This window comes from Photobacterium sp. MCCC 1A19761, assembly GCF_037389125.1.
In the GTDB taxonomy this organism is placed as follows: domain Bacteria; phylum Pseudomonadota; class Gammaproteobacteria; order Enterobacterales; family Vibrionaceae; genus Photobacterium.
This window is the reverse complement of record NZ_JAZGTF010000015.1, coordinates 37,858-57,175: the sequence shown is the minus strand read 5'-3', so window position 1 is coordinate 57,175 and position 19,318 is coordinate 37,858. Positions and strand designations below refer to the sequence as shown.

Genomic DNA, 19,318 nt, shown 5'->3' with positions numbered 1-19,318 from the left:
TGAGCTCGGAACAAGTTAAGCAAGCATCGTGGCTTCTTCGCGGAACAGGGCAAATCGCCGATGGGCGTCCGGTTGGTCAAAGTATTGCTGCAACGCTTCAACGCACAGCGGGTCCAATTTGCCGTTGTCGACCATCACCTGAAGCTCGGTCAACGCCTGCTCGACCGACCAGGCTTTTTTATACGGCCGCTCGCTGGTCAGGGCATCAAAAATATCTGACACCGTCACAATACGGGCAAAAAGACTGATATCTTCCCCTTTCAGCCCATTCGGATACCCGCTGCCATCGAGCATCTCATGATGTTCGCCAATCATCCGTTGGATCATCTGATACGCTTCGTGCTGCTTAATGACGCCGTCACAGGCGGCATCCACCATGGCCAGCCCGTATTCGACATGCCGCTTGATCGCCGTATATTCCTCACTCGTCAGCCGACCGGGCTTGAGCAGCACCTGATCGGCAATCCCGATTTTGCCGATATCATGCAGCGGAGAGAACTTGATCAGGTAATAAATTTCCCGATCCGTCAGCGCATGGTAACGGGCCACGTGGCTGGCGATAATCCGGGTCAAGGTGGTCAGTCGGGCACAGTGCATGGCGGTACATTCATCGCGAATTTGCGATGCTTTCTCCGAAAACTTACTCAGCGACACAATACTGTCGAACAGCGAGCGTTCGTGAATGATGGTTTCCCGCAGCGTGGTCACCGCATCATCGAGCACTTTCACCGTCAGCGGATTAAAGAACGCCTTATTACACGAATTAAAAAAGATAAACCCGAGAAAATTGTTCTGAAAAAAGATCGGGATGGTATACGAAGAATGCAGATTACTGTCCCGTAACCAGGCATTGGCCTTCCCGCTGTAACGACGCAGGTAACTGGAATAATCATCCACAATCCGGGTTTTCTTCTGCCGGACCAGCGCACTCAGCGAAGGCGACTTGGCTAACGGGATACTGTGATGTTTAAGCGGTTGGATCCCTTCCGTCGAGTCCACATAGGTTCTGAGATAGGTTTCATCTACCAGGGCGACAGAGATTCGGTGTAACCCCTCCAGCCCTGTGCTAATTAATTCCCTGTGCAACTGCCTCACTGTGTCCCTGAGCATCGCCCCTGTCTCTCCAAGCATGACTGACCAATAATTCGATTTTTATCATAAACCACATAATTAATGTGCAATTGTAGTCAGTGCATTCGGTATTTAAAAATGTTCGTGGCAATTTTGTTAATTAGGTATGGTTTTTCCGTTTCGGATAATCGAAATAAATGGCACCGACTTGTTTCCGGCTGATTGCCTGCCAGCTATCAACCTCCAAGCCGAGCACCACCACGCCACAGGTCGGGACATTGTCGGTGTGACAACCCAGTTGATTGACCAGCGCATTCATCGCCGGGTTGTGGCTGACCACCATCAAATATTCTATTTGCGGCGGCACCGCTGTGATCACCGCCAGTATCTCGCTTGCCGAATCGGTATACAGCTTCGGGCACACCTCCAGTTTCGGACGGCTGTCGAGCCCGGCGGCGAAATACTCAGCCGTTTGAAAAGCCCGCAATGCCGAGCTGGTCAGGATCAACTGAGGCCCGGTCTGCCAGACATTGAGCCGGTGCGTCATGTTCGGCGCGTCTTTCCGGCCGCGATCGCTCAGGGGCCGGTCGTGATCATCCAGGAGCGGATCCTCCCAGGAGGACTTGGCATGACGAACCAAAAAAAGAAGCTTCATTTTCAACTCTCCTCAAGCCCCACACAGCATCTCTTGCAGAGAGCATGCTCGTCATCTGCAAGTTCTGATAAGTATAGAAAGCGGCAAGGAAAAAAACGTCAAGGAAGAGAGACGCCCCCAGTGTCGTCATGACAGGGGCAGTTGCAGGGGCCATTTACGCAGCGGTGAATGCGGCGGTTAATACAGTGGTGAATAGAACAGCTACAACGCCGATTTCACCGCCCGGGCTAATCGTTGTGCGGCTTTGGCCGGATCGGGGTCTTTGGCATTGAAAAAATCACTCACGACATCAAAAATCGCCCCTTGCACATAGCTGGTCAGCGCCATCCCCTGAGATACGCTCGGCACCAGGCCATGATTGGCGGAAGCCTGATTGAAAGCCGCCTGAGAGTCCTGCGCACACTGATCGAACGGCGCCATATCCAAGTCTTTGCGCACCGGAATCGACCCTTTGTTTAAATTAAACTCGGTCTGAAAACGCGGGTCCAGAATGGTCCGGGCCAGCGCCGTCTGCGCCTGGCGGTTTTCTTCGCGGCTCAGGCGGAAGAAAACAAAGCTGTCGATGTTGTAGGTGAACTTGCCCCGGGTGCCCGGAGCGGCCACACATAAGTAATCCCGGCCGGGGATTTTCCCCGCAGCCGCAAACTCACCCTTAGCCCAGTCGCCCATCAGCTGCATGGCGGCTTCCCCTTCGATCACCATGGCTGTGGCATCAAACCAGCTGCGTCCCCGGTAGTGCGGGTCGATGTAATCCCGCATTTTGCGAAAGTGAGTAAACACTTCAACCATTTTCGGGCTGGACAGTGCGTCCATATCCAGTTCCACCAGCGCTTTCTGAAATCCTTCCGCGCCGAGAACCGCCAGGGCCACGACTTCAAACAAGGTGATGTCCTGCCAAGGCTCGCCGCCATGGGCCAGCGGAATATAACCGGCCGCTTTGACCTGCTCTGCCACCTGGTAGAACTCATCCAGGGTGGTCGGCACCTTGGCACCCGCCTGCTTCAGCACCGCCGGATTGACCCACAGCCAGTTGACCCGGTGGATATTGACCGGAACAGCAACATAGTTCCCCTGATACTTCATCAGATTGGCAACGACATCGGGTAAAATGGCATCCCAGTGATCCGCCTTCGCCACCTCGTTCATATCAGTCAGAAAGCCCAGTTTCGCCCATTCCTGGATCTCAAGCCCTTTGATCTGCGCCGCTGTCGGCGGATTGCCGGATACCACCCGGGTTTTCAACACCGTCATCGCGCTGTCCCCGCCCCCACCGGCCACTGCGAAATTCTTCCAGTGGTGGCCCTGGGCCTCGACCATGGTTTTCAGCACCGAGACCGACTTGGCTTCCCCGCCGGACGTCCACCAGTGCAGCACCTCCACTTCACCGGCCTGTGGAGCGGCAGCGCAAAGCCACAAGCTGAGCACAGCGGCTATCTGTTTTAATTTCATCGGCTCTCCCGGGAGTTGTCCGGCCCTACTCGTCCAGCAGGCGCGGAATATAGACTTTCACTTCCAGTCCGCCCGCTTCGGCGTTGTGAATCGTTAGATCGCCACCATGGGCATGAATAATATTCCGGGCGATCCCCATCCCGAGGCCATGGCCTTCACCATCTTTCGCCAGGCGGAAATAAGGTTCGAACACCGCTTCGAGTTTTTCGTCCGGGATCCCTGGCCCCTGATCTTTGATAATCAGTACCAGCCCGTCCGGATGATCCGACGCAATGACCGTCACTTCCCGGCCGTACTTCACCCCGTTATCAATCAAGTTGCTCAGGCAGCGTTTCAGCGCCAGCGGCTTGCCCGTCATTGGGGTGATCGGCGTGTCCGGCAAATGCACCTTGACCGACGGATGGTTATGGCGCTCGGCAATACTGCGCAGCATCTCCGTGAGATCCACCCGGGTCAGGTTTTCATGCAAGTCGGTGTCTTTCACCGTCTGCAAGGCCCCCTTCACCATCATCTCCAGCTCATCGAGATCGCGGTTAAACTTGTCAATCTTGTCTTCATCATCGATCAGCTCCGCCCGGAGCCGGAGCCGGGTGATCGGGGTTTTCAGATCGTGGGAAATAGCAGAGAACAGGTGCTCCCGATCGTCAATATAGCGCCGCAATCGGCGCTGCATCCGGTTAAAGGCCCGCGTGGCCGTCACCAGTTCGCTGGCTCCTTCTTCGGCCAGCGGCGGCTGGTAAATATCCAGGCTCAGGGCATTAGCGGCATTGGCCAGACGCTTGAGTGGCTTGGTCTGACGCCGGATCATAAAAAAGGTGAAAGCCAGCAGCAACGCAGTGGTGAAAAGCAGAAACAGGATCTGCTGGCCGGTAATAATTTCATCCTCGAGGGTGACATACGGGGCCGGCAGGAGCGCGGCGATATAAAGCCACTCATTTTCAGCCAGTTCCAGCTGGACCACCAGGATCGGTGGATTAAACGGCTCCAGACTGAGGGTATAGTGCGCCCAGGAACGCGGCAAATCACTGAGCAAAATCCCGTTTTTCAGCACTTGCAGCGTTTCCGGGCGGGAGAACTCCACCCGGATCACATCCAGCCGGGGCAACTTTTCATGCAGCACGTCCTGAAATACCCGCACTGCGGTATTTTTCATTTGCGAGTCCGGGATCGGATCAATCCGGATTTCTTCTTCGTTGAACGAGACAAAGAACCGGGTGCCGCCCATGTTGCGCAGCTGATCAAGCACTATATGGCGATACTCCAGGGGCAGCGACTGGAAAAAAGTGACGGTAGAGGCGAACATGTTGGCCATGCTGGCCGAGGCGGACTCCAGCCCTTCCAGATCCCGCTGTTTGGTTTGTCCGTACCAGATCAGGGTGGCAATCAGCTGCGCCAGGAATACGGCCAGCAAGGTGAACCACAAGGTCCGGGCCAGCAAGGATTTGGGCCACCATTTTTTCCAATTCATCGCATTGTGCCTCTTGCTGAACCGATGGTTGCGGGGTTGAGCGGGGTTATTCCTGGTAAATCACTCTTCGTATATCACTTCGGCGTTGAACACGTAGCCGTTCCCGCGGATGGTTTTGATCAGTCGCTGCTGGGTCCCTTTATCGCCCAGGCGTTGACGCAGCCGGCTGAGCTGCACATCAATCCCGCGCTCCGCCGGGTGGGCTTCCCGTCCGCGGGTCGCGACCGAGATGGTATCCCGGTCCAATACCTCGTTCGGGCGGGTCAGAAACAGCATCAACAGTGAAAAGTCACTGCCCGATAGCTCGTACTCTGTCCCCTTCTCCAAATCAAACAGGCGGTGGGAACCGGTTTCCAACCGCCAGTTGGCAAAGCGGATCGCTTTCGGCGTGGCCGTCGGCGCCGGCTGGATGTCGCTACTCGGTTTTGCCCGGCGCAGCAGGGCTTTGATCCGTGCCATCAGCTGGCGCGGACTGAAAGGTTTGGCAATGTAATCATCGGCACCAATTTCCAGACCGATAATCTGATCCATCTCATCGGAGACGGCCGTTAGCATGATGATCGGCACATCCGAAGTTTTGCGGATATGCTGGCATAAGGTAAAGCCGTCATCGCCCGGCATCATGACGTCCAGTAAGATCAGGTCGGGATACCCCAACGCCAGGCGGCGTTTCATCTCTTCGCCTTCGGCCGCCGTGGTGACGGCAAAACCCGCTTTGGTCAGATACTCTTCCAACAGCTCGCGGATCTCCTGATCGTCATCAACAACCAGCACCTTCTTGCTTGCACTCATGTAACTTTCCTTATGCCCGATACGTATCGCCAGTCACCGCATCACCGGCGTTCAACGTTGCGGCTTGCTCTCGACGCGTAGTGTCTGCTCAATTTATGTCTAATCACCAAGCCCCGCCGTCGGTGGCCCGTCATGCTTAAGATACCAGAGCAGACACCTAAAGGCGCTCATTATACCTCAGAATCATTCACTTGGCGGCAAACATTGATAGTCTGGTCAATTTCGGTGCAGCTCAACGGCCCCCGAACCAACAGACAAAAAAAAGCTGCCAACGGAAGTGGCAGCTTTTTTGTCGGGCAGGGCCGTTAAGCCACGCCCATCTGAGTTTTATACTTAGCCACCGCGCGTTCAAAAAAATCGCGGTCATCATCATCGGCAATGTTGTTGCTCAGCTCAACAAACACATCCGGCCCTCGCTGGGCGTTCTTCACTTGCCAGACGGCATAGGCGGCCTGCTTATCCAGCTCAACCCGATTTTTTTCTACTTGAGATAACAGCGTTAAGTTATGCATCACCCGAAGCCAGACCAAAAAAACACGGCGAGGATACTAGCCGATTTTCAACCGGAGACCAAGCCGATCACCGACACCCAGGCATCATCTCCGCCGCGCGGCTGTTACAGGCCGATCCCGACGCCGAACAAGATGGCGTTGTTCTCCACATCACCCATATCGCGATATTCATACCCCAAGCTCAAGTCGATGAACGGCAGCAAGGTAAACATGAATCCGGCACCGCCAGTGAATCCCCAGCCGTCATCGTTGCCTTTCATGCCATCCCGCTCAATATCGACATCGTAGTAGTTCGCCCCGGCCTTGGCATACAGGCTGCCAATCAGTAGCGGGAGATCACCGCGGAACGTGATCGGCACGGCGGTATAGTCAATATCATTATCCGAGGCCGACAAATCAGACTCCACTTCACCGCTCCCCCGAACCACACCGGCATTGACGCTGAAAAAGTCGTTGAGCTGATAGCTGGCATTCACGCCGTACTCGTAACCATATTCACTTCTGCCGTCATAATCTAACTGTGCCGCGCCCGCTGTCGCCCCAACCGACAACCCCAAAATATCTGCGCTGGCCGGAAGTGCCGTCAACGCCAGCGCTGCTGCTAGCAACTGTCTCTTCATCATTACATCCCTTTTGTAAAACATGCCCGATGGCCGTGGTCATTCTTATCTTTAGTCAATTCTTACCGTAATACCAGTTTCGCGCGTCAATAACGTGTTGATGTTCACCACAAAAACGGACTTTCACCCTGCAAGCGCACCTTCGACCGAACCGGGTCGATTTGTGGTTTGAATTCTGGTTTGAGTTCTGGTTCAGTTTCCGAGGCTCATCGGACTCCCTGACAAACCACCCAGAATGTAATCCATTACAATTCGGCACTCTGTTCCCGAAACAAAACCAAATGACACATGATGCATAAAAACATACAAATCTTATCAATAATTGTCTGATAAATATCTAAAACACCAGATTCCTGCATTTATCGCGCCTCAACGCACTGTTCAAAAAGCAAACGGTTTCCATCTCCTTTTCAACAGATTTAGTTATCAACGGGTAGATTTCAGCAGAACAGCAGGTAAAATGTGATCAATGTCGCGAGACGTACCGGACATCTTCCCTACACTGCTCCCATGACGAGGCGATGACATAAGGGGCCAATAAAGAGCCACCGCATTCGCCGGAGAGAATTCAAAGATGCAACACTTAGAGGGTAAACACATGAACGAAATTCTGCTTGCCACCTTTGCAGGCTTAATTGTTGGCTTGTTTTTTTCAGCCGTAAAACTGCCGCTGCCAGCGCCACCAGTGCTGCCGGGCATTATGGGCATCGTCGGTGTTTACCTGGGTGGTATAGCCTACCAGGCCATTGTTGAGCGCTTTTTCTCTTAACGCTTTCACTTTTCTTTTTTCATACATTCCTAGGAGTAAGCTATGGCTACCCCACATATCAATGCTGAACTTGGTGACTTTGCAGAAACGGTCCTGATGCCAGGCGACCCGCTGCGCGCAAAATTCATTGCAGAAAACTTCCTGGAAGATGTAAAGCTGGTTTGCGACGTTCGCAACATGTTTGGTTACACCGGCACGTATAAAGGCAAGCCTGTGTCTGTGATGGGCCACGGGATGGGTATTCCGTCATGCTCCATTTATGTTCACGAGCTGATCAAAGATTTCGGCGTCAAGAACATCATTCGTATCGGTAGCTGCGGCGCGGTGCATGATGATGTGAAGCTGATGGACGTGATCATCGGGATGGGCGCCTCCACGGATTCCAAAGTCAACCGCATTCGTTTTAACAACCATGACTTCGCTGCGATTGCAGACTTCCACCTGCTGGAAACTGCGGTCAACCAAGCGCGCCTGCAAGAAGTGCCGGTTCGCGTCGGCAACGTTTTCTCTGCTGACCTGTTCTACAGCCCGGAAGCGGATCTGTTCGACAAGATGGAAAAACTGGGCATGCTGGGTGTCGACATGGAGGCTGCCGGTATCTACGGTGTGGCAGCTGAGCTGGGTGCCAAGGCCCTGACCATTCTGACCGTGTCTGACCACATCAAACGTGGTGAGAAACTGAGCGCAGAAGATCGTCAGAAGTCGTTCGCTCAAATGATGAACGTGGCGCTGGAAACCGCCATTAACATCTAACCTTCCGAAGCGGTTGTCGCGCCCCCGATGCGGCGGCCGCTTTTTTCCTTATCGCTATACGCTGAATCCATTGAGCGTATAGCAATGAGAAAAACAGGGATATTAGTGTCGACAAGGATGCTGTCACTCCGCCGGGTCGCGGCTCAATATTTTGTAAAATGTGGCGTCTTACACAATTTGAACTGGCGACGGGTCTCGTGCCATCGCCAGCGAACCGACAGAATGAAGGCTGAGTTATCGTCTCTAATGCTGCACTGAATAAAAGAAGCCTCTTTTATTCAGTGCCCTCCCTCCCCTTTCAATGTGGCTGCCGGGTACTCAAGGGGAGCCCAGGCACAAGGATAAGGTTAAGCTGGTATGATCAAACCCCTGCACACGGATTGCAATGATGCCTTACTGCCGCCCGCTTGCGGCCACCTACAGCTTAATCATTGCAAGACCGTCGGTTGTCCCAACTTCGGTTCCGAAGACACCCGCCATTATGTTCTGCAACGCAATAATCCGAACCGGCCAACTCTGGTCTGCCGTGAATGCGGCGCTTTTCCGCCCATCCTGAACAACCATGATGTCGCTGCCGAAGTCTCCCGCCTCAAGCTGATGCAAAGCAGTGGCCTGCCGGCATGCAGCAATCCGGATTGCGAAAACCTCGGCCTGCCGGTCCTGACCCATCGCCACCTGTACCATGCCTTTGGCTACAGCGGCGATCGGCAGCGCTATCGTTGTAAATGCTGCCAGAGTACCTTTGTGGATCGCTGGTCGGGATTTAACGGCAAGAACCAGGTGCAGCAAAAGCTGCTGGCATTGTTGTTTACCGGCTATTCCGTGCGGGATATCTGCCGCCGCCTCAGCATGAACCCGAAATCGTTTTACGATCAGCTGTCCCATATCGCCAGCCGCTGTCGCCGCCAGCTGTCGATGTTCGACGCCCGGTTATTTAAACACGCCCATCAGTTGTCGCTGGCTTCCAACTTGCTGCCGCTGCAACCGAAAAGCGACAACGGGGTCAGCTGGATTGCCAGCTGCGAGGCCAATTCCGGCTATGTGGTCGGCCAGCATATCAATTACCAACAGACGGATGTCGAGACCCCGTCAGACACCCATAACCCCTATCAGAATGATACCCGGTTCATGGCCGCGCCAGCAGCCCGCCTGGTTGAAGCCAGCCCACCCGCACCTCAGGGAACGCTGGCGCGCGTCGATGCCAAATACCGCGAGATCCTGTCCCGGCCCAATATGGAAGATCCGCTCTCCAGCATGCCGCGGATCAACTATCCGGCAAAAGGCTGTCTGATCCGCCCGCAATACACCGTCTATGCCCACTATCTGCATCTGGCCCAGATGCTGGAACACAATGAATCACTGGCGATTTATATGCCGCAGGAAACCTTGCTGCGATCTGCCTGTATCTCGGTGTTCATGGAGCGGATCAAAGCCAGGACTGTCCATCCGGTGTACGTCGAAGCGGACCGCGACTGGGAGCACGGCCAGAAGGCCGGACGCATTGATATTGTCCTGGTTGGCTGGTGGCGCGATCGCTGGGCCTTTACCCGCCAGGATGAGGTCAGCAAAGGGATCTGCCACTTAGGCGGCGAGAAGGACAATGAAGCCAAATGGCTCGAACTGGCCAGCTGGGATGCCATTGGTGACTATCAGGACCGGTTTCATGATCAGTTCTCGCAACTTGTCGACGAACCCCGGCGCAAATTACGTCCGGCAGGCCTGCTTCCACTGCTGGACATCTACCGGGCCTGGCATAACCTCTGCCGCCAGGATCGCACCGGGATGACCCCGGCCCAGCGGGTCGGGCTCACTTCAGCGCCGCTCACCCTGGAGCAATTGCTGAATTAAATCATCAGCGCATCGCGGCAAGCACGGCAGCCCGATGCGCGCAGTTGCAACAGAGCGCAGCCGGAACGTTCCGGCTGCATGTCTGCCGCCGATCTCCCCACAAATATCCCAACGGAAAAGATCCGACTCCCGGATGTGAAACCGGCAAATTCAATCCAGTGATCTTCCTGCAGCCCACCGTTTCATCGCGATTAACATTTTCTTTGCAATTGAGATCAACTTTCCTTCTCGAATCAGGATGAATCGAATTGATAATCCCCTAAGATGTATCTACAACAATAAAAAGGAATTGATTGAGGGGAATGGAGTTTGAGTAGGTTACTCCCTAACAGAATTAAGCCAATTCTGATGGCCAGTATGCTGACCGTCGGCATTTTACCCGCCTTATTCTATGGCTGGGCCAGTAACGACAAAATGTCCTCCGTGGCGCTGTCGAATATTTCGCAGGGGTTAAGCTACCGCAACGAGTTAGCCGCCCATAATATCGAAAACTTAATTGCCAAACGCCTGCTCTGGCTACGCACGCTGGCCAATTCCCCCATTTCAGAATTCAAGAATTATCAAACCACGGACGGCCAATCTCTGCTCAAACATTACTTTACGGATCATACTGCCGTCGATCCGGCCTTTTCCGCGATCTTTCTGTTAGAAAACGGTCCTCAAGGCTATCAGATCACCGAATCGTGCCATAGCGCCAAGCTCCCGACCGTCCTCGATGATCTGAGCCGTACCAACGGCCCGTCAATCACGCAGATCCTGGCGCAGCTCTCCGCCTCCGAGCAGCAGGTCTATCTCTCGCAGCCGTTTAACCTGAGTCAAAAACCTTACCTGTACCTGATCACGCCGGTCAAACTGAGTTCTGAGACCCAGCCGACCTTACTGGCCGTTCGCTATGAGCTGTCGGATATTAACGATCACCTGAAACACCTGGACAACCAGAGTAAGGACAAAGACTACGTCTTTTTAATCAACGGCAGTGGCAATATCATTCTGTCCGGCCATCATCAGGGCTTTAACTTGCAAGGATTTGATGACTTTCGGAAACGATACATGCAGCAAAAAACGAGGCCAGATCAAAGCCAGGTGCTGTATTATGACGACTACTACAACGACGACCAAATCGCCGTGATCACTCGCTTAGGCACCCAGGCAAACGCCCCCCAACTTAACTGGTCGTTGGTCTCGATCACCCCGAAAGATGTCGCGTTGCAGGATGTCATTTATCTCAACCGATATTTTCTCATTGCCCTGTTGCTGAATACCGGAATCGTGATTGTGCTGTCGTTCGCGTTGACGCGCCGCATCACCCATCCTCTGGCCAAACTGTCCCGGATGGCTGCACGGTTCAAACTGGGCGATTACAGCACCAATCCACCGATCCAAGGGCCCCGTGAGTTTCAAGTGCTGCATGATGCGTTAAACCAAGGCGCAGAGCGAATTTCCAATGACAACAAACAACTGAACCAGGCGCTGCGAAAATCCGAGGCCGCTGACCGCGCCAAATCTGCCTTTCTGGCTAACTTATCCCACGAAATTCGCACGCCGATGAACGGCATGCTGGGCCTGTCTCAGTTACTGCTGAAGACCGATTTATCGGCGGAGCAGGAAAAACATATCCGCACCCTGCTGGAATCCGGCAAACACCTGATGTCCCTGCTCAATGACATTCTCGATTTTTCTAAGATTGAGCAAGGCCAGCTCAAGCTGGACAGAACCAACTTTTGTTTCACCGATCTGGTCGGCACCGTCGAGAGTATCTTTTATCCGCTGGCGATGGAGAAAGGGATCCTGTTCGATGTCCAATGCCACTTTGATACCAACAACTGGTATTTTGCCGATAAATCCCGATTGCGGCAGATTCTCTTCAACCTGGTCAATAACGCAATCAAATTCACCGAACAAGGTCAGGTCGAAGTGATTCTCGACATGGAAGACGGCCGGGAAGCCGGCGAGTGCTGTCTGACGATCCACGTCAAAGATACCGGCATCGGCATTGCCCCGGACCGGATCAAAAAAATCTTCGATCCATTCGTTCAGGCGGAAGCCTCGACCAGCCGCCGCTTCGGCGGCACCGGATTAGGGCTGAGCATCGTCAAGCAACTGGCCCAACAAATGAACGGAGAAGTCAGGATTGACAGCACGCCGGGTGTCGGCTCAACCTTCACCGTCACCCTGATGATCCACGAAGGCCAGTACATCGAAACCGAGAAAGAGCTGATCCATATTACCCCCAGTACGTTCCAGGGCCTGAAAGTCCTCATTGTGGAAGACAATCACCTCAATGTGCTGATCATCGACGCGTTCCTCAAACAACGGGGATTCATGACCGAAGTCGCGGAAAACGGTGCCAAAGCGCTGGAGATCCTGGAACGGGAGTTCTTTGATGTGATCCTGATGGATAACCATATGCCGGTGATGGATGGCATTGAAGCGACCGAGAAAATCAGGGCCATGGATTCGCCGGTCAGTCAGACGCCGATTTTTGCCTGTACCGCGGATGTCTTCGAGGAAACACAAAGAAATATGATTGCAGCCGGGGTCGATTGCGTGATCACTAAACCGCTGGACGAACAAAAACTGCTGGATGCCCTGCAAAACTTCAAGCACAAGATCACCTATATGGCGATGCTACGCAAAACCCATGCACAGGAAACTGCCGTAAACGATCCACAGTTAACGACCTCAGCCAACCCTGAGGTCATGTGGCAGCCCGGTACCGAGAGCCCTGCCGGACAATGCACCCCGAGCGAGCCACTCCCGCCGGCGATTCCGGCAACTGAGCCGGTCGACCAGATAAATCCAGCCGGCCATCGTGAAGCCGCTCAATTAGCCGCCAATTTTGCAGATCAATTTGAGCACATCAACATTGATGAATTGCTGGATATGATGGATCAGGATCTGGACGTGATCATGCAGTTTTTGCAGATCTTTGCCGAAGAACACAGCCAGGATCCGGAAAAGCTCCAGGTGGCGTTAGATGAAGATGATCGCGACCGCGCGATCCTGATCAGCCACTCGCTCAAAGGCGCATCAGGCAGTATCGGGGCGCAGTCTGTCCAACAGGTCGCCAACCTGATTGAGAAGAAACTCAAAGCTGGGGAGCAGCCCAGCCGCGACGATTTGGCCCAGCTCAGTCACCGGCTACATTTGCTGGTTAACGAAATTCACCAACAGCTGGAGATCACCCCTTAATCGTGCGCCGCCTCACCGCGTGAGAAAGCGGCCCCGCAAAACTAATAAACATGAACCATAAACCATGAACCATGAACTATAAACCAAAGCGCGCCGGGCATTATTTCAGGCCCAGCCGCTTTGCCAACCGGTGAAGATTCCCGCTGTCCACCCCGAGCTGACGTGCCGTTGCAGCCCAGTTATCTTGATTGTGCGCCAGGGCCTGACGAATAAAATGGGTCTGAAAGGCATCCGTCGCCTCTCGTAGCCCGGTGCCGAATCCATCCGGGTGCGTCATGGCACCAGCTGAGGCCTGGCGGTTTGCGCGATCGGGCCAACGAACGGCACCGCCCGCATACCGATGCCCGTCAACCTCAACCGCTCCATGATCACCTGCCCCATGCTCACTTGCCGCGGCAGCAAAATTAAAATGCTGCGGTAAAATCTGCGGCGCATCAGTACCATACGCCGCCCGGGCCAGAATCGCCGCCCGGTGGATCGCATGCTCCAGCTCACGGACATTCCCCGGCCAGTGATATTGGCTCAGACGTGCCAATCCCGCCGGGCTGAGTCGCAAGCTTCTCACGCCCAGTTTCACCCGGCACTTCTCAAGGAAAAATCCGGCCAGCAGCGCAATATCATCGCCCCGCTCGCGCAGCGGGACCACATGCAGCGGGAACACACTGAGACGATGGTACAAATCGGCCCGGAAGCGGCCTTCCACCACTTCCTGCTTCAAGTCTTTATTCGTCGCAGCAATGATGCGAACATTCACTTTCAGGCTGCGATCATCGCCGATCCGCTGTAAATCACCATACTGGATCACCCGCAGCAACTTGGCCTGCAAGGCCAGCGGCAACTCGCCGATTTCATCGAGGAACAAGGTTCCCTCATTGGCCATTTCGAATTTGCCGCTCCGGTTGCTGATGGCGCCGGTAAACGCCCCTTTCACATGGCCGAACAGTTCACTTTCCGCCACCGACTCCGGCAACGCGGCGCAGTTGAGATACACCAACGGCTTCGCAGCGCGATCGGACTGGCGATGGATCCCCTTGGCGACCAGCTCTTTGCCCACCCCGGTTTCCCCAAGGATCAACACGTTGAGATCAGAGCTGGCCACGACATCCATCTCGTTTTTCAGGGCCACCATCGGGGCCGACTGGCCAATCATCTCCTGATGATCGGTATCGCCCAGATTGCCCAGCGACTGCGGCGTCGGACTGCCCGCCGCCTCTTTCTCCAGTTGTTCCATCATCAGCGCATTGCTCAGCGACACCGCCGCCAGCGCGCTCAGTGTCCGCAGGTCCTGATCGCTGAATTCCAGAAACGCCCGGGTATCAAAACTGTCAATGGTCAGCGCCCCAATCAGATGATCATCCGCCATCAACGGCAGGCCGATACAGGCGTGAACCTTCAAATCCTCATCCTGGTTCGGGATCAGGCCGTCAAACGGATCGGGCAAATCACTGTCGGCCGGAAACCGCACCACATCGCCCGCCCGGGCAATGGCTTCCAGGCGTGGGTGCGCGGCCAGATCAAACCGACGTCCGAGCACATCGGGCAGCAGGCCATCGATCGCCAGCGGGGTAAACTGCTGACCACGGAACGCCAGCAGGGCCGACGCATCACAGTTTAATGTCTGGCGAATGGTTCTGAGCAGGCGGTGAAACCGATCCTGGGTCGAAATACTGGTGGTCAGGTCTAAAGCGATGTGGGTGAAATCCCGGGGCGGCAGCACCATACGTTGAACTCCATTCATTGTTGAGCCGGTTCCCAGCTTAAAAGCCTGTGACGAAAGTGTCAATTAGACAATCGGGTGTGAAATTGACAAATATCAAAGAATGTCATTCCGACATCAGAGGAATGACAAAACCTTTTAAAATCAATAAAATAAAAACTGGCACGTTCTTTGTTATATGAGTTCACGATCCATTCAAAAAGAGAACTCAGAGATGACGAAACAAAAACTATCGATTATCTCGCTACTGATCGTCTGCATAGCCTCCTTCACGGTTCTGCTCAGCATCGGCAGCGATATTTACCGGGAAGCGCCCCCAATTCCAACCCAGGTCGTCAGCACCCAAGGAGAGGTGATCTACACCAAAGAAGACATCCAGCGCGGCCAGCTGGTCTGGCGCTCCATGGGCGGCCATCAGCTCGGCTCCATCTGGGGACACGGCTCCTACGTTGCCCCGGACTGGACCGCCGACTGGCTGCATCGTGAAGCCAACAACTGGCTGGAACTCACCGCCCAGGACAAGTTCAATAAGCCTTTCACCCAGCTCACCGGCAGCCAGCAAGCGGCCCTGGAGCAAGAGCTGCGTGAAGATATTCGTCCGAATAGCTACAACCCGGACACCGGCATCATTACCCTTTCTGAACGTCGTTCCGATGCCATTGCCCTGCTTCAGCAGCACTACATCGGCCTGTTTGGCGACGACCCGGCCTGGCAGTCGCTGCGTGAAGATTACGCCATGAAAGAAGGCACCGTCTCGACTGCCGAGCGTCGCCAGCAACTGACCGCGTTCTTCTTCTGGAGTGCCTGGGCTGCCGGGACTGAGCGTGTCGATCAGGATTACACCTACACCAACAACTGGCCATACGATCCTGTTGTGGGCAATACTCCGACCTCCAACAACATTGTCTGGTCTATTCTGAGTGTGGTCGTACTGATCGCCGGTGTCGGTGCCCTGGCTTGGTATCACGCCGCCCTGAAGCATGAACCGCTGCCGACCCCACCGAGTCAGGATCCGCTGTTTGACAGCACGCCTACGCCATCACAAAAAGCCGTCGGTAAGTACTTCCTGACTGCTGTAGGGCTGTTCCTGCTGCAGGTTTTCCTCGGCGGTGTCACCGCTCACTATGGTGTGGAAGGTCAGGATTTCTACGGCATTCCCCTGTCTGAAATTCTGCCTTACTCCGTGACTCGTACCTGGCACACCCAGCTGGCCGTATTCTGGATTGCCACCGCCTGGCTCGGTACCGGTTTATATATCGCACCAGCGCTGTCCGGCCATGAGCCGAAATTCCAGCGCCATGGCGTGAATGTCCTGTGGGTAGCCCTGGTTGTGGTTGTTCTCGGCTCTATGGCCGGTGAATGGCTGGCGGTTCAGCAGTACTTTGACCTGGACACCAGCTACCTGCTCGGCCACCAAGGCCAGGAGTACATCGATCTGGGCCGTATCTGGCAGGTGCTGCTGCTGGCAGGCCTGCTCATCTGGCTGACGCTGGTCACCCGTGCTATCCGCCCGGCATTGTCGCAGCAAGGTGAGATGCGCGCCGTCATTTGGGTGCTGTACGCTTCCTGTGTTGCAATCGGCCTGTTCTATGGTGCCGGTCTGTTCCAGGGCAAACATACCAACCTGGCGATTGCCGAATACTGGCGCTGGTGGGTGGTTCACCTGTGGGTTGAAGGCTTCTTCGAAACCTTTGCCACCTCCGTCATTGCCCTGATGTTTGTCCGCCTCGGCCTGGTCCGTGCGGCAACAGCCAACAGCGCCGTACTCTTTGCCACGGTTGTCTTCCTGACCGGCGGCCTGATTGGTACCCTGCACCACCTGTACTTCACCGGTACCCCGACACCAGTCATTGCCTGGGGTGCCATCTTCTCGGCACTGGAAGTGGTTCCACTGGCACTCATCGGTTTTGAAGCAGTAGAAAGCTACCGGATGCGTAACGCCACGGAGTGGATGCGCCGCTACAAATGGGCCATTATGTTCTTCGTCGCCACTGCGTTCTGGAACCTGTTCGGTGCCGGGGTCCTGGGCTTCCTCATCAACCCACCGGTCGCGCTCTACTTTATCCAGGGCCTGAACACCACAGCAACCCACGGTCACGGTGCGTTCATGGGCGTTTACGGTATGCTGGGCATTGGCCTGATGCTGTTCTGCCTGCGCGGTCTGGCTGGTGAATCGAAAGGCTGGGATGACAAATGGCTCAAGTGGGCATTCTGGTCACTCAATATCGGCTTGGCCGCGATGCTGCTGATGTCCCTGCTGCCGGTCGGCCTGGTTCAGTTCTTCGCCGTCATCGACAACGGTTACTGGTATGCACGTTCACCGGAAGTCATGCACAGTCCGCTGGTTGAAACATTGGTGTGGCTGCGGATGCCGGGTGATATGCTGTTTGGCGCCGGCGGGATCTTCCTGGGCCTGTTCTTGGCGAAACTGGTCATGAACGCCATTAAATCAGGCAAAACCAAAGAAGCGGAGGCCCTGTCATCATGAGCACATCTGTTCAGGCAACCATCCAAATGACCCTGGCCTCCTGCGGGATCATCCTGGGTATCGCGGTGATGGGCAGCCTGCCGCAACTGCTCATTCAACTGACTTATGAACTGGGGTGGAACGTCGCTGCCTCTATGTAACCTCCGCCCGGGTCGACACGCCGTCGGCCCGGGCTGTTTACCGGGAACCCGTATTTATGTATCTGACCCTGAAAACCTTCCACGTTCTCACCGTCCTGCTCAGTATCAGTCTCTTCCTGTTTCGCTTCACCTTAATCTGCCGCCAGTCACCGCTAGCTGCCAACCCGGTGTTGAAAATCGCCCCGCACGTCAACGACACCTTGTTGCTGACCAGCGGGATGGCCCTGATCGGCCTGACCGGCTTTACCCCCTTTACCTCGGCCGCGCCCTGGCTCTCGGTAAAGTTGTTCGCCGTCGTCGCTTACATCATGTGTGGGGCCTTTGCCCTCAAAGCCCGACATACCGGATTGCGCTGGCTAAGCTTCGCCGGAGCGCTCGGCTGGCTGGCCTTGATCGTCAAACTGGCCGTCAGCAAACATCTCGGCGGATAAACCCGGGTAACCCGCACGCCTCATTGCTCAAAATCCCACCCACCTTTCAACAGAGATCATCCCAAAAACCAGAGCAAATGATCAAGACAGAGATCATTTGCTCACCCATCTCACATACGTCCATCACAAGCCGAAAGATTCTCACTTGTACATCTGGTATAAATATGGTCAACAAGCCAGTTAAAGTGGGATCCAAGCACGATTTAGTTGTCATATAGATTGACAACTTTCAGTAAAAAGCTAATTATCATCACATCAATTGTTCTCTGGCGATCCATATGTTCACATCGAGCGTGACGCGGATTAAACATTTGGCTCGCCGACAGGTAAAACCACCTTTTCTGGCTACACTTTTAGCTAGCATCAGACAAGCCCCTAACACGTTGAAGGTCGAGAGATATGAGCACGAAACTGGAACAACTGCGCGCGCTAACCACTGTTGTTGCTGACACCGGCGACATCGAAGCTATCAGTAAGTATCAACCGGAAGATGCGACGACCAACCCATCTTTGATCCTGAAGGCCGCTCAGATTGAAGAATATGCTCCGCTGATCGATCAGGCGATTGAGTACGCAAAAGCACAAAGCGATGACAAAACACAGCAAATCGCAGACACCTGCGACATGCTGGCCGTGAACATCGGTAAAGAAATCCTGAAAGTGGTTCCGGGCCGTATCTCAACAGAAGTTGACGCGCGCCTGTCTTACGACACCGAAGGCAGCATCGCCAAAGCCCGTCACCTGGTGAAAATGTACAACGATGCCGGGATCACCAATGACCGTATCCTGATCAAACTGGCTTCAACCTGGGAAGGTATCCGCGCTGCCGAAGTGCTGGAGAAAGAAGGCATCAACTGTAACCTGACGCTGCTGTTCTCATTTGCTCAGGCGCGTGCCTGTGCCGAAGCCGGTGTTTACCTGATCTCGCCATTCGTCGGCCGCATTATGGACTGGTACAAAGCCAAAGAAGGCCGTGACTTCGAAGCGTCTGAAGATCCAGGTGTTCTGTCTGTCACCAGCATCTACAACTACTACAAAGCACACGGCTACAACACTGTAGTCATGGGTGCGAGCTTCCGTAACACCGGTGAAATCCTGGAACTGGCCGGTTGTGACCGTCTGACCATCAGCCCACAGCTGCTGCAAGAGCTGAGCGAAGCTGAAGGCGAAGTTGTTCAGAAACTGTTTGCTGACGTTGAAAAGAAAGAGCGTCCGGCAGCGATGAACCACGCAGAATTCCTGTGGGAGCACAACCTGGACGCGATGGCCGTTGAAAAACTGGCTGAAGGCATCCGCAACTTCGCCGTTGACCAGGGCAAGCTGGAAGCGATGATCGCTGAGCGTCTGTAAGCAACATCATGAATTCAGAAAGCGGCCATCCAGCCGCTTTCTTCCTTTTCCGAATCCAACAAA

General features: G+C 54.6%; 16 protein-coding genes. 8 read left to right on the top strand and 8 right to left on the bottom strand.

Going from position 1 to position 19,318, the window contains the following annotated elements:
* Positions 1–15: 15 nt before the first annotated feature.
* The 7 genes from VV869_RS14985 to VV869_RS14955 form a co-directional block, all read right to left on the bottom strand.
* Positions 16–1,086 (bottom strand): HD-GYP domain-containing protein, encoded by a 1,071-nt coding sequence (locus tag VV869_RS14985; RefSeq protein WP_337735730.1) that lies wholly within the window; start codon positions 1,084–1,086, stop codon positions 16–18.
* Between the two features lie 145 nt (positions 1,087–1,231).
* Entirely contained in the window at positions 1,232–1,726 is a 495-nt protein-coding gene (locus tag VV869_RS14980) for a SixA phosphatase family protein (RefSeq protein WP_337735729.1), read from the bottom strand.
* A 201-nt stretch (positions 1,727–1,927) separates the two neighbouring features.
* Entirely contained in the window at positions 1,928–3,175 is a 1,248-nt protein-coding gene (locus VV869_RS14975; protein ID WP_337735728.1) for an ABC transporter substrate-binding protein, read from the bottom strand.
* A gap of 25 nt (positions 3,176–3,200) precedes the next feature.
* On the bottom strand, positions 3,201–4,643 hold the full coding sequence (locus VV869_RS14970) for an ATP-binding protein (protein ID WP_337735727.1): 1,443 nt from the start codon (positions 4,641–4,643) through the stop codon (positions 3,201–3,203).
* Positions 4,644–4,703: 60 nt separating this feature from the next.
* The gene (locus VV869_RS14965; RefSeq protein ID WP_337735726.1) at positions 4,704–5,435 is read right to left on the bottom strand and encodes a response regulator transcription factor; all 732 of its coding nucleotides are present in this window, start codon (positions 5,433–5,435) and stop codon (positions 4,704–4,706) included.
* Positions 5,436–5,740: 305 nt separating this feature from the next.
* On the bottom strand, positions 5,741–5,947 hold the full coding sequence (locus tag VV869_RS14960; RefSeq protein WP_261603125.1) for a DUF3283 family protein: 207 nt from the start codon (positions 5,945–5,947) through the stop codon (positions 5,741–5,743).
* A gap of 104 nt (positions 5,948–6,051) precedes the next feature.
* Positions 6,052–6,570 carry a porin family protein gene (locus VV869_RS14955; protein ID WP_337735725.1) on the bottom strand — a complete coding sequence of 173 codons (519 nt, stop codon included), beginning with the start codon at positions 6,568–6,570 and terminating at the stop codon, positions 6,052–6,054.
* Positions 6,571–7,165: 595 nt separating this feature from the next.
* Here VV869_RS14955 and VV869_RS14950 point away from each other — a divergent pair.
* The 4 genes from VV869_RS14950 to VV869_RS14935 all read left to right on the top strand — a co-directional run bounded on the left by VV869_RS14950 (position 7,166) and on the right by VV869_RS14935 (position 13,129).
* A complete protein-coding gene (locus VV869_RS14950) occupies positions 7,166–7,336 on the top strand; it encodes a XapX domain-containing protein (protein ID WP_261603127.1) in 171 nt (56 codons plus the stop codon).
* A 42-nt stretch (positions 7,337–7,378) separates the two neighbouring features.
* Positions 7,379–8,089: a purine-nucleoside phosphorylase gene (gene deoD, locus VV869_RS14945; RefSeq protein WP_337735724.1), complete on the top strand. Its 711-nt coding sequence runs from the start codon at positions 7,379–7,381 to the stop codon at positions 8,087–8,089.
* Between the two features lie 357 nt (positions 8,090–8,446).
* Positions 8,447–9,937, top strand: coding sequence for a lactate dehydrogenase (locus VV869_RS14940; protein WP_337735723.1), 1,491 nt, complete (start codon positions 8,447–8,449; stop codon positions 9,935–9,937).
* 348 nt (positions 9,938–10,285) lie between these two features.
* The gene (locus tag VV869_RS14935) at positions 10,286–13,129 is read left to right on the top strand and encodes an ATP-binding protein (RefSeq protein ID WP_337735722.1); all 2,844 of its coding nucleotides are present in this window, start codon (positions 10,286–10,288) and stop codon (positions 13,127–13,129) included.
* Between the two features lie 100 nt (positions 13,130–13,229).
* On the opposite strand, the gene norR is transcribed toward VV869_RS14935, so the two are convergent.
* Positions 13,230–14,849, bottom strand: a complete 1,620-nt coding sequence (norR, locus tag VV869_RS14930; RefSeq protein ID WP_443147326.1) for a nitric oxide reductase transcriptional regulator NorR — start codon at positions 14,847–14,849, stop codon at positions 13,230–13,232.
* Positions 14,850–15,060: 211 nt separating this feature from the next.
* On the opposite strand from norR, the gene VV869_RS14925 reads away from it, so the two are divergent.
* The 4 genes from VV869_RS14925 (at position 15,061) to tal (ending at position 19,255) form a co-directional block, all read left to right on the top strand.
* Positions 15,061–17,334 carry a nitric-oxide reductase large subunit gene (locus VV869_RS14925; protein ID WP_337735720.1) on the top strand — a complete coding sequence of 758 codons (2,274 nt, stop codon included), beginning with the start codon at positions 15,061–15,063 and terminating at the stop codon, positions 17,332–17,334.
* Positions 17,331–17,474 (top strand): hypothetical protein, encoded by a 144-nt coding sequence (locus VV869_RS14920; RefSeq protein WP_337735719.1) that lies wholly within the window; start codon positions 17,331–17,333, stop codon positions 17,472–17,474. Before VV869_RS14925 ends, VV869_RS14920 begins: the two co-directional genes overlap by 4 nt.
* A 56-nt stretch (positions 17,475–17,530) precedes the next feature.
* Complete coding sequence (locus VV869_RS14915; protein ID WP_337735850.1) at positions 17,531–17,905, top strand: SirB2 family protein; 375 nt, start codon at positions 17,531–17,533, stop codon at positions 17,903–17,905.
* Between the two features lie 399 nt (positions 17,906–18,304).
* Positions 18,305–19,255, top strand: coding sequence for a transaldolase (tal, locus tag VV869_RS14910; protein ID WP_337735718.1), 951 nt, complete (start codon positions 18,305–18,307; stop codon positions 19,253–19,255).
* The last annotated feature ends 63 nt before the right edge of the window (positions 19,256–19,318 follow it).